This is a genomic window from Paraburkholderia sp. MM5477-R1, assembly GCF_050436385.1.
Lineage (GTDB): Bacteria > Pseudomonadota > Gammaproteobacteria > Burkholderiales > Burkholderiaceae > Paraburkholderia > Paraburkholderia tuberum.
The window spans coordinates 625,943-639,856 of sequence record NZ_JBNDMC010000005.1; the positions used below are offsets into that span (position 1 = coordinate 625,943).

A 13,914-nucleotide genomic window follows, 5' to 3' on the forward strand; every position below is an offset into this window, starting at 1 on the left:
GTGACCGCGAACGGCTGGAATTGGCCGACTGTACTCGCTCGCCGACGTCTCCGTAAGTCACCGTTCAAACCCATCGGTCAACGCCAGCGTCAGCTTTGTGATGTCATTGTCGAACGGGTCAAACCGGCCAGTTTGAGACGTTCAAACAAGCGTTTTGACCGTCCGCTTTACGTTCTGAACCGGTCCGTCAACCGTGTCGCTGCGAAGCGCGCGACCCGTAGAGTCATGCAGAGCAAACTCCCGACACGATGCAGCTCTGACCCGCGCCTTTGCCTTTCCTTGCCCACATTCTATTTCTACGCCGCCTGATGAGTCGCTAGCGCGGCCAAATGAGAACGCAACACCGCCACATCTATCATCTGACCATAGTGTCCAGTAGCATTGCCATCAGACCGGACGTCTCGATCGATACGAACGAGGCCTCTGAAAAAGGGGCTTGTCGGCCACGCTATAGCATCTATCATTCTTGATTAGATCTCGTCGCGCAGTGACACACCACGCGGAACGTACGGCGTCCACGCTGCGAGGCGCTACGCAGGGTCGGACCTACTGTTCGTACGCACCCGGGTGACGGTTGCGTCTTTCCCTGCCATCCCCCATTGGTATGTTCGCGCCAACTCCCTTCCACGATAGATCGCTCTCAGTTAACAAGCGGATGCTGCACGCAATTGTGTCTGGCCGTACTGCAGTTCCTGAACGGACTTTTTTTGGCCTAACGTCTGTAGTTCGAGGCGCTCGCGCGAAGGAGCGGGCAATGGATATAAGCACTGATATAGGTGAACCGCGTCACCAGGAAAGAATTGTCGCGGCGCAGAAGCCTGAACTTGTCGAGGATAGCGTCACCGCGGCACAAGTTGAAGGCGTCGAACTCGTCGTGATTAAGCATTCGGATGCGATTACGATTTTCGAAGGCCGGTGTCCACACCAAGGCACGCTGCTGTCGGAAGGCTCGGTAAAGGACGGCGTTCTGACCTGTCGAGGACATGGCTGGCAGTTTGAATGTGCATCGGGTTGCGCCCTCAGCCACGTGGGTGTCCGTCTGAAGCAGTTTAGCGCGCTGGTCGATGGCGCTCACGTGCTCGTTTATAGGGATGAGGTGCAGAAGTGGAAAGCATTGCACGTAAATGCTGGTCAACCATCGTCGCCGGCCTCTCCGCGCCCAGTCCGCTCGCTAGCACAACTTCCAGGCCCCAAGGGGCTCCCCATTTTGGGTAACTTACTCCAGTTACATCCCACGAGGCTGCATCTCACCTTGGAGGAGTGGTGCCGCGACTTTGGGCCCATCTATACGTACAGGCTGATGCATCGACCGTTCGTCGCTATTGCGGATCCTAACCTGATCAATCAGATCCTGCGCGATCGGCCGAGAACCTATCGTCGCTGGGATGCAATTGAAGACGTCTCCAGGGAGCTTGGGATGAACGGCGTGTTCTCCGCTGAAGGAGAGGCATGGAGAAGGCAACGCCAGTTGGTCGCGCAAGCGTTGGACCCAGCGCATTTGCGAACGTTTTTCCCGACGCTGTGCAAAGTGACCGAGCGCCTGAGGCGCCGCCTGGACAAAGCGGCTCGCGAACAGCGATCTGTTGATATTCAGAAGGACCTGATGCGCTATACGGTAGACGTGACGACGAACCTCACGCTTGGGTACGACATGAACACCCTTGAGTGCGAGGGTGACGTCATCCAGCAACATCTCGAGCGGATATTTCCGATGCTCAATCATCGGATCAACACCCCGTTTCCCTATTGGCACTACCTCAAACTGCCCGACGACAGAGCGCTAGATCGTGCTGTAAAGGCGCTTCGCGAGATCGTCAGTGAATTTATCAGCGACAGTCGCGCACGCCTTGCGCAGTCACAGGATCTTGCGTCACATCCGACCAACTTCTTGGAGGCATTGGTAGTTGCTCAAGAAGACGGCTTGGCTTCATTAACAGATGACGAGGTGTTTGCGAATGTATTTACGATACTTTTGGCCGGCGAGGATACCACGGCAAACACGATCGCCTGGATGACCTATTTCATGTGTCGTCACCCCGACGTTCAGCGCAGGATGCAAGAGGAAGTCGACTCCGTCGTTGGACAGGCGGTCATACTTGAAGACCTTGGCGATACTGATCGGCTTGCGTTTCTCGATGCTGTGGCCAACGAGACCATGCGACTCAAACCGGTCGCACCCGTTCTAGGCCTCGAAGCCAATCGCGACGTCCTGATAGGTGACGTTGACATCCCGAAGGGAACCGTCATCGCGCTGCTAACACGTTACCAGGGCTTAGAGGACAGAAGTGCTTCAGAGGCTGACGCATTCGCCCCCGACCGCTGGCTCTCTGGCGCCGATGCCGCCAGCCGTCATCGCGCTGGTTTCGTGCCCTTTGGGTCCGGGCCCCGCCTTTGCCCGGGGCGGAGTCTCGCCTTGCTCGAAATACGATCCGCGATCGCAATGATGTGCCGCAACTTCCGCTTGTCAGCATCCGAAGGTATGGCTCCGGTGGAAGAGGTGTTTGCATTCTCGATGATGCCCCGCAATTTGCGTATCGATTTCAGCGTACGCCACTGATCATTGCCGCACTGACCAATAATGAAAGGAGGAACGAAAAATGGAGCTTCCCGACATCTTGCACAATCGTCGGGCACCCATAGCCCACTGCGGAACCGAAGCGGATTTTCTGTCAGGTGTAACTCGCGAGGATATCCAGCAAACATCGCGCGCGCTCGGGAAGAACATCGTCCGCACGCCCCTACTTCCGCATGCGGCCCCGGGTAACGATCGCTCAATATTTCTCAAGCCAGAGAATTTGCAGCCGCGCGGATCGTTCAAGGTACGTTGTTCACTCAATGCGGTTTCCAACCTTACGCCCACTCAGTTATCGAAGGGGGTGTACACGGCAAGCACTGGGAATTTCGCACTGGGCTTGACGCAGGCGGCGCGTGCACGCCAGGCAGACGTGAGGGTCTATGTCACGAAAACCGCCTCGCAATGCAAAATTGCGGCGCTTCGCGAGTTGGGTGCGAAAGTCGTCGCAATCAGTTTCGAAAAATGTGGGCCATCCTCTGCGGTGAAAAGCCGGTGGAGGAAAACGGAACGTTCCTTCATCCGTGCTCGGGTCGCGATGTCATCGTTGGCAACGCAACCATCGGGCAGGAAATTCTTGAAGATCTACCAGACGTGGATGCAATTTTGGTGCCTTTCGGCGGCGGAGGACTGGTCTTGGGCATCGCGCTGGCGTGCGCGCGTTGGAGCTCTCTCGCGGATGTGTACGCATGCGAGACCGAAGCTGCGACGCCGCTGCGTTCCGCTTTGGCAGCAGGCGGCCCTGTCACGGTGCCTGTCGACGCCAATTCCTTCGTCACGAGCATTGGGGTTTCGACTGTACTGGAATCAAATTGGCCACTCCTCAACGCGATGGTGGACGGCGTCGCTGTATCGACGCTCGACGCAACTGCCGATTGCATTCGTCAGTTAGCAAAACACAATCATCTCGTGGTGGAGGGCGCGGGTGCAGCGGCGCTTGCGGCCGCCTACCATCCATTCTTTGCTGGCAGACGCGTCGCCGTGGTCCTTTGAGGGGGCGGCATTGATATTGACGTTTTCGCTTCAATCCTGGCTGCAGACCGGTCTGTCTAGTGAACTTCGTCAGGACTGGGCGTCTTTGCGACCGATCGGTGAGGCGATTGTCGGCCCGTTACGACGCCTGCGGAGTGGGCCGCGCTTCGATGGCTCGGATGAGGACGGCCCCTGAATAATCTTGGTTGTCAGCATACGTTGCTTCACTTTCTCACCATCCGCAATGGTCTGGTGTCGCCCGACAAGCGGACTGTCGTGAATGTTCTCCGACTGCCTCCAATGGGTCGGTACGCGTCAGCTGGTTGAGGCGCGCGTCGGCGAGCAGCGCATGAACGCCGACAATCGCGGGAGGAGGGTCTCTTGTCGGCATGCGGAGAAAATCGGTTCCCCGGTTTTCCCTTCGATGTCCGTGGGCTTGGTCCATCTGAGCAAACAACGTGAAGCTTCCGCCGACGTATTCCCGCCGACGTTAAATCGGTGCTCGCCGCCACGGGTTCTTCGAAAAGAGTTCGCAGCCAGACTCAACAGAGAGTAGACGGGCCTGGAACATGGCTAAGGATTGCACGTTCAGCGTCCCCATACTCCTCGTTAAATGTCGGGTACTGCCGCTCAGTGCGTATCCTGCCTCACATACCGTAGATTGTCGCGCACACGTCTGGTCAAAAGGGAGGTTAGGTAAATAGGTACGACTGTGCGGATTTGAGGTGAACCGCACCGGGTGAGGCGCAGTTGGGGAGCCGTTGCGGTCCGGACAATGTCGAAAAAGACATATTGTGTTTGTGTGCGCTGCAGCAGTCTCATTTTTGATTCAACATTGTGAACCGGTATGCGGGTAAGTCCTTGAATGTTGATCAGAAAGCGTTCTTCAACTGGGTGCGACCCGGCATGAAAATGATATTTGCTGCTCTGCACAAATGCGCCATACTATGCACCAACGGAACAGATACGCAGCACGCATGCGCTCGGGCGGCAGCACGGTGGAGACCTCTGCGGCCGCTTCCGATCGTCAATGGCGAGCTATGCAGGCGGTATGCGCGAAGAAGCTTCGAACCATTTTCGTCGATCAACCGGGAGGTGGACATGCTGACTTTGGCCGAATTGCAAAGCACGCTGCAAATCGAGTACGAACTGCAGCTCGAAGCGATGGACGAGCAGACATTGCGTGGGCTGCTCGCGGATCCGATTGCACTCAACGCGCTGGTGCCGGCTTTTATGGGCTTTGCGGAGGGGCGCCGGATAGCGGAAGCAACACTTGTACAACTGCTCGCTCGCGAGCCGTCGAACGCCGAACGGGGCATTCCGCATGAGGCCGCGCCCCTTTGGGCGCAGTGGCTCAAACCATTCTGGATGCTGCCGCTCTTCGGTGCACGCAAGGGCGAGTAAAGGCGCTCGGCCGACCTGATCAACGCCGAATGGAATTGCGCTGGACCAAGCATACCGATATCGCGACCGCCCAAGCGGCAGAGGCCGGCCAGGAAGCGTCATTCGCCCGTCGCGTCGCTCGGACGTTCAGACGTCGGGTCCGCCCAGTAAACAGTCATTCGACTGGCGAAGGCGAATGTTGCTTCGTCGGCCATAGCCGACGTGGGACCGGGGTTCGGTTCTGCGTCAGCTAGGGGCATTGCCGTCAGCGGCGGCGTTGAGCAGTCCGACGGCAGCTTCCGCGACCGGTGCCCTCGCACTTTCGACCCATTCGGCATCTCTTTTATCAATCGTATCGGTCGTCCCGGTCGTTTCAGAGAGCGAGTTGGCTTATCGCGACACAGCCGCCAAGTTAACTACCCTGATAGATATCGCACGACAGGCCGACCACGCACGGTTGACCGTCTCGGGCTTTGCCGTAACCATCTCGTCCGCCAGGTTGGGCTCCATGGTCCCACGGACTGTCGCCGTCCGTCGGCATCGCCCGCTGCGATGAATTTATTGCTTGCTGGCTGGAGGAGTGGCTAGTGGCGTCTAACGGTTGCATTTCCTGAGAGTAGGCAGCGCCGGCCGCGGTGAGCAGGAATAGCACGATGGTTACAGCCGAGGGTTTCACTTTCATTTCTTCACCTTTCGTCATCAATGGATTGCGTTAGCGACGCCGAACTCGCGGCCGGGGAAGGAATTCCAGAAATGCGCGGCCCAGACGTCGTCTTAAGTGAGCGTTCCCGCGAAGGTTGAATTGACGCGAAGAAGAGTTGGCCGTGGCCCGCACCACGCTGACGTCCTGCCAGCTGCAACTGGCGCGGCGATTTCGAACTCAAGCTTCGCGACCGCCCAAATGCTCGTTATGACGCCCCTTCCACTTGCTCCTGAAGCGCCGTCGGGCCTCTCGCGTGTCGTGGCGCCTCCCCTCTCAGGAGGCGCCACCTGAAAGAGTGACAGCGAACTCGGTAAGCCGGACCACTTTCCAGTCATGGCTCGCGCGCCGTCAGATCGGTGTTAGCTCCCTCCAAAAAAAACGTTGCATTGTGGATCCATCCGGCACGGTCTGGCATGTTTTGCACCGGCTTGTACCCGTGTGTCGGGCGTACCGCCGTATGCTTCCATCCCCGCACTCGGGTCAGCGGCTTGTGTTGCGGCGCTTTCTTGCGGGGCGGGTTGAGACGCTTCCGGTGTGCCTTGCGAATGGGCAACACCGGCCACGGCAAACAGCACGACGGCGGATGCGACTATCAGTGGTGATTTCATGCTGGTTCCTTTGTGTACGTTGAATTTTCCATTCATGCGATTCGTTATTTGCGTGCCCCGAGCTCGAAGTCCACGCGCATCGAGCGTGTCGCGCACGAGCCGCAACACCGGTGGTGATTGATTGATAAGGTTTCGTGAGAGGGCTCGTTGGAGTTAAAGCAATCAGCCTGTTCACTTCATGTCGACCTGCAGCAGTCGTCGCACGAGCCAAGGCCGGTTCAGCTCTTCACGACGACCAACCGCTCTGGGTACACTCGCCGAATGCACCCTCTGCGCTGCTGTCATACTCATTCTTGGTCAGGCGAAACGCCGTCGCAACGCACATGCGTAGGCGGTCGACAGCAATCGTCGGCGGAAGATGTATGCACTGTTATCGTCCGATCCCGGTGACATGTCGGATACTCGCCTCCCGACGCAGCTCGTTCCTGAAGTGGTCAGGCGCTGGGCGAGCGCGCGTCACCTGGCTGATACATTTGTGGCTGTTAGTAGGGATAGCGACTTGTTATTTTGCTTTTTTTTCGCGCTGCGGCCACGCACGAGGCGTTGTGCATCGTGCTGTTAAGCAAGTCTTCCACTCCAGAAAGCACGCTGCCTGAAGTCAGTCGGTTGATTGTCCCCCAGCAGCCGGTAGTCTTCGGTCAAGCGCCGGATCCGTGACCGGCGGGACGCCGAGCTTGATCCCGCTATTCGCCAGCATGACGATGAGTTCCGTACGGCGCCGGAGATTGAAATGCGCAAGCAGATGACTGATGTATTTCCGTACCGTAATGTCCTCGAGGCCCATTCTCAGGGCAATGGCCTTGGACGGAAGTCCGCGCACCAGCCACGCCAACGTTTCGAACTCTCTCGGTGTGAGTCCCAGCTCGGATGCATTGCTCGTTTCCGATTTAACGCGCGGCTCACGATCCTCAGGTCCATTTGCCGGAGTCTCATCAGTGTCCATCTCACGACTGAGGCTGGCGATGCTGGAGGCTGGTAGGAATACGCCCCCCGCAAGCACCGCGCTTATCGCCGCACGAAGCGCTTCAGGCGGCGACGATTTGGGCACGTATCCCATGGCGCGAAGTTGGATGCATCGACTGATGGTTTCCACTCGCTCATCGGCCGATATCACGATCACCGGTAAGGACGGTCGCGATTCCTTCAATTCGGCAAGCGCGTTGCAACCGTTGCCATCGGGCAGGTCGAGATCGAGAAAAACGATGTTCAGGAGGTCACAAAGCGCATGATTCAAACCCTGCGACAACGTGCTCGCGTGCAGCAACTCGATGTTCGGAAAGAGTTCCGTCAGTAGAAGCGCCAATCCGGCTCTGAACAGCTCATGGTCGTCGACGATCAGTACGCGCATTCCATCGTCTCCCGGAATCGTATTCGAGCCAGGCTGCGATTACACACATCGGAGGAGGGTTCAATCGACAGTGATCGTCCGATGTCCCAGGTCAGATAGTACACACTAGCGGTGGATCTACATGGCGCCGCCTGAAAAGTGGCGGTTTTCATCCACCATTAGACGAATCGAGCGTATCAAGGGGACCACCGGGCCTTGCATGGGCCAATACATCAGTCATCTGTTCGCATACTTCAAGTTGCGGCGCCGCGCAGCACTCACCGTGATGCTGGCAGAGAAGGGCGTTACGCTCGGGACGCTTTCAGTCACTGATCGTTCGCGAGATCGAGATTCACCTTCCGTCGAGCGGTCACGAACCGGCTGATCTCGGCCAGCAGGTCTTTCGGGGCGGAGGACTTGCGCAATAGCACGAACGGTTCGGGAAAGTCGCGAAGGATGTGATCGGACAGCAGCTCGCCGGTGATAAATGCGACGGGAATCACGCCGGCCCACGCGAAATGACGCCTGAGCCGATCAGCAACCTCCTTGCCGGTTACTCCCTCGCGCAGACGAATATCGGCGACGATGAGATCGGGAATGCGGCTGTCATCGGCAAGGACGGCTTCGAATCCAGCCATCGACTCGGCGGCGTGCACGAGCGCGCCCGCGCTCGAGAAAAGACGCCTCAGGCCTTCGAGCACGGTAGGTTCATCGTCGCACAGGAGCATGAACGTGCCAGCGAGATCGGGCATGCAGACGTCGCCATCCTGAGCATTTTCGCCGACTGTCGGGGCGGATGCCGAAACCGTCGCGTAAAGCGAAAATCGGGATCCGCGCCCTTCCACGGACGCGAGACTCATGCCATGTCCCGGCAGGATATGGATCGCACGCTGCACGATCGACAGCCCCAGTCCCAGTCCTTTCGAACGGTCGCGCCCCGGATTGTTGATCTGATAGTACTCGGAGAAGATCGCGTCGCGATGTGCGGGCGCAATGCCGATGCCGGTATCCCATACATCGATGCGCAGCCGTTCATTCAGTTGCACCCAGCCAAGCACAACGCCACCCGATGATGTGTTCTTGATCGCGTTCGATACGAGATTCGATACAGCCCGCTTGAAGAGCGACCGGTCGGTCGCGATAGACGGGGGGTAGCCTCGCCGTCCCGCGATCCTTAGATCGATGCCACGCAATCGGGCCGTCTCCCGGTACTGCTCGAAGACCTCGGTCAATAGGCCGTGGGTGTCGACCGGTACGACATGGGGAACATATGAGCCCAGCTCGCTGTAGTCCTGAATGTCCTTGAACATGTCGAGGATGTCGGACGCGGTCTCCTCGACGACATCGAGCTCGCGATCCACGGCGTATCCGTCCCTGATCCTCGTCCGGGCGCTTCGGATGAAAAGGTTGATTGCGGCCAGAGGCTGCTGGATGTCGTGATACGCCGATGAAAAGAATCGCTCTTTCTCCATGACGAGCTCTTGCATGCGTCGGTTCTGCTCGTTGACCACGCGCGAAGCCGCTTCGACGCGCGCCTTGGCCGCGCGCAAGGTGCGCCGGTACATGAATTCGCGCCTCGCGGCACGTTCCAGCGGGATACTGACGAGCAAACCGACGATATACATCATCGGCACCATCGTGGCGTGCGCGATCACCGACTCCATGCGCGCGCCGACGCTCTGGCCATCGGGCTTGAGATAGAGCATCACCAGATAACTGACGACGCATAGGCCGACCAGCCACGCCGCCGTAATCACTCGAAGCCGGAAGGCCATGAATATCATGAAAAGGGCAAACGTGAGGATCGGATAGGCCTCCCGCCAGGCCAGGTCGCCCGGATAGATCTGTACCATTCTCAGGACCGCGAACCAGCAACTGAGCGTCCAGACACTGAGCAGCCCGACGCTCCAGCGCTCGTCGAGTGCGTGTCGGCTCCACAACAGAACGGGCACCGTCATGCCGATCGTCCCGGCGATTCTCAGGACACAGAGTTCTTTGTGGTGCAAGTGGGCGGGATCGAGTATGTCTAATCGCCCGAGGTCGTGGACGGAAAACACGACCCACAGCACGGTGAAGATTGTGATGGCGAGCCTGCGCTGTCCGAAGAAGCGCCGCGCATAGTCCATCCGGAACGCGCGTTCCTGAGCCGCCGATCTGAACCTGCGCACCGTGAGGCCTGACGATCTCATGACGACGCTCGATCAGGAAATTCGCCGTCCGCGGATAGGGCAGCGTGCAATTCAAACAGAATAGCAGGCCGCCATCCAGAGTCATACACACAAATGTAGCGGTCTCGATGCGCCTGCCCGCCCAGGAACGCCTACGTTTCCAGACTCGGTTCCGGGCCGGCAAACGAGAAATGCGCTTTCTTCGTAACTGTCATCGCCTCGGTACGGCCTCTTCTTCCGGACTTTCATTCGCATTATTTTTGTTCTTGAGGCGGTTCGGGCGTTTGCCTCGCCTCATCGCAACCGGACGTTACGGCAACGCTCGTTAAAGGAGATTCTCGTGAAAACAGGGGCTCAATACCACCACCGTCAGCAATCTGCCACGTTGCTGACGTAGAGCCCAACGGTCCCAGTGGCAGCAATGCCGATCGACCTGCCGTGCGACCCGCGAGATTGAGCGGCCGTTGCACCTCGCAAACGGCCATTGGGGGCGTGTCGAGCCGACAGGCAGTTGTGGGTCGCAAGTACGCATTCGGTTGCAGTGGCAGCAGACGCTGGCCGCCGCCGAAGTGCGAACGTCGGCAAAGCGACTCGTAGCTGCCTGACAGATGCGATACCTGAATGTCGGGAATGGCCGACAACACGACGTCGGTGTCCTCGGCACCGACGCCTTATCATAGCGACTCGACAGCGCGCGGAAACGGGACACTCATCCTCAGCCTCGCGCCATGCGGCTACATCGTCGGGATGCAGTTCGCCAACGTTTGCCTTGCCGCAGAGCTGAGACCACGCGCGACAGACCCTCGGCATCCAACACCGGCAGCACGCTGGAGTGCGCTTCTAACGGACGTGTCCACTTACCGGCCGAACTGGTCCCCCAGGTAGATGCGAGCTGGCCTATCCGTTGCGAAGCCGATGTCATCACCTGGCCAGGTGTCATAAGCTGCACACCGCACAGAATGGGATAGAAACGTCGTCCGCTGCAATCAATGCGATCAACACGGCTAATGAAAAGCGCGGTGCGCTCTCGTGGGTATCGAATGAACCGTAGCTTCCGCTGCGCGAGGTAGTGAGGCGCCAACGCGTTGGATGCCACTCGCCGGATCGAAATTTGCCAGCGACTCCGTAGCATCATCTGCAGTGCTGACTTAACATCTGGTTGATGGTCGCTCCTCGATTACTTGTTGTTCGACCGACTAGCCGGGAGGTGGCGCGCACTTCGAGAGATCTGAGAGACCAGAACCGTTGTCAATCGGCGTGCGCACCCCTGTTGCCGGGGACCGTCCGTGAGAGGACGTGCACACGCTGCTGACAAAGAGTTACGGCCATCCGGCGGTCTTCCGTCACCGGCTTTGCCACCCTTACCCGGGTGCGTTTGTTTGCGTAACCGATGAAGCATGGAAAGGTCCGCTACCGTGCACCAACGAGGTTGCTCGGTTTCGTGGCTGGGCGAATAGTCGACGCATTCCCCGCGGCAATATCGAAGCCGCGGGGCCGCGCTCTTCTCCTCGCTACCCCGATCACGCCTGTTGTTTCGTGACGTGTGAAAGAATACGCCCATGCTAGAACCCGCTTTTACGCAAACAGACGGGCAAAAGAGCCTCTTTTCGTGAAGACAGGATGAAGCTTGAAACAGGGGTCATCCGCATGGGGAGTGTGGAGCCAGGGTGATCCTCCCGACTAGCGTCGAATCCCGGCAACCAATTGTCTTCCGACAAGTTGCGGACGGCGTCCCCAGTCTGATCGTCGACGTGCCTCGCCGCCAGCGGCACGCGACCGTGCGCGGCATCGCGCAGAAGCCCGCCGTAGATTTTTTGCGTCGTGGCCTCGATCGTGCTCATGAACTCGCGCACCTGCGTGGCACCCCATTCGATGAAGGTCGTCGAGTTCGGCGCCCTTTCAGAACAGCGACGTCTGACGCGGATCGCGCGCGGGCGGTCGCGAGGCGGTGGCCGCGTTGCGATTGCGTGCGGATGCGCGCCGCTGTGCGACGCGGCGTAAATGCGCGATCAGGGACACGGTCTGCGCGCCCGCCATAAGTGTGAGCGCAAAGTGTCCGATGTCTCCCGGCGCGCTCGGGCGATAGGCGCGCAGCGACGGCCGCAGCGCAAGGCGCCGGGCGCGGGCGATCAACTGGCTGCGGCTCATCCAGCAATCCGCGACGAACTGGCGGACGATGGCGGGCAGTGACTCGGGGGCGACGTCGCCGGGCAACGCCAGGGCAACGAGTTCAAATGCATCAGCCATCGTGGGACAGTCTCCTTCTCCAACGTCGTGCGAAGCAGGCTGGCAAACAGACTTGCCTATGGGCTCGCGAACCCGTCTCTGCCATCCGGTTCGGATCTTGCCACAAGTCGCGATATGAATACCGTCGCCATCCATGCCTGGTAATCCACTACGGTCTGCGCCACCGCCTTGATGTTGCAGGAGGCACCAGTGCCTGCCAACGCTTCGTAACTCTGTGCACGACTCACCGCCCCGCTGGATCACAGCACAAAGATTGAAGCTTTGCTCAGAATCGTCATCTGACTGAGACGGGGAAACGGTGGCAACCCTCCATCTGGCGAACGCATGCAAACGGGACGCACGAACTCAGAAAGTTGCATTCCACGAAAGGTGAGCTAGAATCAGGTGCATTCCTCACCAACGTGTTGCTCACCATGCAAATGCAAAGCTGGGTAGGAACGATCGAGCGTGAATGGCATCAGTTGCGCCTCGCTGACCCTACTCTGGATGTCGAGAAGTTTTCCCGTCACGTCATTGCGGCAAACAAGACCGGGTTTCTGTCGCCCGAGTCGCTCGCCGCGATCGCCAATGCTCTTCTCACCAGCACGCTCAGTCGTGCGCCGCATCTCGGCCGCTGGTTGCTTGAGTGCATTGGTGCTAACCGGCATCCCGCCTGGCGGATGGCAATGGCCATTTCTCTCGTCACACCAACCGGAGGCGAGGCGGACCTTGAGAGAGGTAATGCGATCTTCGAAGACGTGATGAAGGATGAGACCCGCGGACGGCCATCTTCGCGGCATGGCCGCTGCAGCGCTGGCCGATAGCGCACGCCTTGGGCGGGGCATGCCGGTCGATACGAGCCGCGCGCTCACGCTCTACGAGCAGGCCATCACGCTGGGCCACAAGGCCTCAGGATACAATCTCGGGCTTTACTGGGAGGGCGCCGTGGGGTGCCGAAGAGAAGAGCGTTACCCAGGACCGCACGAAGGCTATACAGAGCTATCGGCGCGGCGGGGGTGACATGCGTTGCCAACGCCGTCTGGCAGCGCTACGGTGAAGGTGCCCTACCGCCCGCCGGACGACTCGGAGGACGAGGTTAAGAGGTGAAGCCGCGTTGAGCTGGCCGCAGATACGCCGGCAGGCAAAGTGGTGCCGCGTGTGTCAGTCCCCGGATCGAAGCGGTCAGATCCATACGTAGTCAGCACCTCACGTTCTGTCGGGCGCATTCGTGATGACGCAGGCAGCGTCACTAAGTGTCACTATCGCGACCTCTTCCCTTGGGACTTGCGTCAGGCATTGGCGACATCCGCCACTCGATGGACGCTGTCATCAATGGCTAGCGCCGACATTGCAGCACAGAAACTCTCCGTTCTTCGTGATACGAGGACCCGCATTGTCTGAATGCAGGTCCTCGCGAAATGCAAAGCGAGAAAATAACCGCGCCGACCGGCGAGCAGGCTTTCCCGATTGATCGATTGATCGATACCGGCGATGCGAATCGGCAAGGTGGTGTATGCGCTGCCCCGGTGCTTCGGAGATCGGCAGATCTCGTGCATCACTGATGGCACGTTCGCGAGAAATGCCTGGCAAACCGAATCATTCTGGCCAGCAGATGTTCGGCCGGACTTTCGAGGGGCAGACTGACCAGCCCCGGTTCGCTAACCACCGACGCATCAACCGCCGGCCGCGCTTTGCGTTGAACGAGAGAGAGCCGGCGCATCAGTCTTCCATCGCCTGCCTGATATCTGACGATTTCGTGTGACCGGCAAAAGGCTGACTGTGCATTGCTTCGCAGGCCAGCATCACCGGATCGCGACCGGAGAGCGCGGACGTTAACCAGTACCACACTATGGCCGGATTCCCCCCGTCTGTTTTCGCGCTATCGCGTCGTTCGGCATCCAATGCCAGCATCACGTCATCTATAATCGCACTCAGCACACCAGTGATCGCATGGA

The 13,914-nt window shown here is 58.9% G+C and carries 9 protein-coding genes and 1 pseudogene; 4 read left to right on the forward strand and 6 right to left on the reverse strand.

Annotated features, from left to right (window positions below; genetic code table 11):
• Positions 1-754 precede the first annotated feature (754 nt).
• From OKW35_RS15220 to OKW35_RS15230, 3 genes and pseudogenes are all read left to right on the forward strand, one after another.
• Positions 755-2,557 carry a cytochrome P450 gene (locus tag OKW35_RS15220; RefSeq protein WP_429552461.1) on the forward strand — a complete coding sequence of 601 codons (1,803 nt, stop codon included), beginning with the start codon at positions 755-757 and terminating at the stop codon, positions 2,555-2,557.
• 40 nt (positions 2,558-2,597) lie between these two features.
• Positions 2,598-3,565, forward strand: a pseudogene (locus OKW35_RS15225) (pyridoxal-phosphate dependent enzyme).
• A gap of 1,080 nt (positions 3,566-4,645) precedes the next feature.
• A complete protein-coding gene (locus tag OKW35_RS15230; protein WP_429552462.1) occupies positions 4,646-4,948 on the forward strand; it encodes a hypothetical protein in 303 nt (100 codons plus the stop codon).
• Positions 4,949-6,836: 1,888 nt separating this feature from the next.
• Here the strand turns inward: OKW35_RS15230 and OKW35_RS15235 are convergent.
• The 4 genes from OKW35_RS15235 to OKW35_RS15250 form a co-directional block, all read right to left on the reverse strand.
• Entirely contained in the window at positions 6,837-7,586 is a 750-nt protein-coding gene (locus OKW35_RS15235; RefSeq protein ID WP_184061688.1) for a response regulator transcription factor, read from the reverse strand.
• Between the two features lie 305 nt (positions 7,587-7,891).
• Positions 7,892-9,754 carry a hybrid sensor histidine kinase/response regulator gene (locus OKW35_RS15240; RefSeq protein ID WP_429552463.1) on the reverse strand — a complete coding sequence of 621 codons (1,863 nt, stop codon included), beginning with the start codon at positions 9,752-9,754 and terminating at the stop codon, positions 7,892-7,894.
• 1,541 nt (positions 9,755-11,295) lie between these two features.
• Entirely contained in the window at positions 11,296-11,574 is a 279-nt protein-coding gene (locus OKW35_RS15245) for a hypothetical protein (protein WP_429354953.1), read from the reverse strand.
• Positions 11,575-11,632: 58 nt separating this feature from the next.
• Positions 11,633-11,980, reverse strand: a complete 348-nt coding sequence (locus OKW35_RS15250; RefSeq protein WP_090812171.1) for a hypothetical protein — start codon at positions 11,978-11,980, stop codon at positions 11,633-11,635.
• A gap of 353 nt (positions 11,981-12,333) precedes the next feature.
• On the opposite strand from OKW35_RS15250, the gene OKW35_RS15255 reads away from it, so the two are divergent.
• Positions 12,334-12,783: a hypothetical protein gene (locus OKW35_RS15255; protein ID WP_429552464.1), complete on the forward strand. Its 450-nt coding sequence runs from the start codon at positions 12,334-12,336 to the stop codon at positions 12,781-12,783.
• A gap of 465 nt (positions 12,784-13,248) precedes the next feature.
• Here the strand turns inward: OKW35_RS15255 and OKW35_RS15260 are convergent, their stop codons facing one another.
• Together OKW35_RS15260 and OKW35_RS15265 are read right to left on the reverse strand one after the other, a co-directional pair.
• A complete protein-coding gene (locus tag OKW35_RS15260; protein ID WP_429354955.1) occupies positions 13,249-13,518 on the reverse strand; it encodes a hypothetical protein in 270 nt (89 codons plus the stop codon).
• Positions 13,519-13,678: 160 nt separating this feature from the next.
• Positions 13,679-13,870, reverse strand: coding sequence for a hypothetical protein (locus tag OKW35_RS15265; protein ID WP_143037330.1), 192 nt, complete (start codon positions 13,868-13,870; stop codon positions 13,679-13,681).
• Positions 13,871-13,914: the final 44 nt, after the last annotated feature.

What these genes read in the sequence shown, in the direction of transcription:
- OKW35_RS15220 (WP_429552461.1), top strand. Translation starts at nt 755, where the DNA reads ATGGATATAAGCACTGATATAGGTGAACCGCGTCACCAGGAAAGAATT.
- OKW35_RS15230 (WP_429552462.1), top strand. Translation starts at nt 4,646, where the DNA reads ATGCTGACTTTGGCCGAATTGCAAAGCACGCTGCAAATCGAGTACGAA.
- OKW35_RS15235 (WP_184061688.1), bottom strand. Translation starts at nt 7,586, where the DNA reads ATGCGCGTACTGATCGTCGACGACCATGAGCTGTTCAGAGCCGGATTG.
- OKW35_RS15240 (WP_429552463.1), bottom strand. Translation starts at nt 9,754, where the DNA reads ATGAGATCGTCAGGCCTCACGGTGCGCAGGTTCAGATCGGCGGCTCAG.
- OKW35_RS15245 (WP_429354953.1), bottom strand. Translation starts at nt 11,574, where the DNA reads ATGAGCACGATCGAGGCCACGACGCAAAAAATCTACGGCGGGCTTCTG.
- OKW35_RS15250 (WP_090812171.1), bottom strand. Translation starts at nt 11,980, where the DNA reads ATGGCTGATGCATTTGAACTCGTTGCCCTGGCGTTGCCCGGCGACGTC.
- OKW35_RS15265 (WP_143037330.1), bottom strand. Translation starts at nt 13,870, where the DNA reads ATGCTGGCATTGGATGCCGAACGACGCGATAGCGCGAAAACAGACGGG.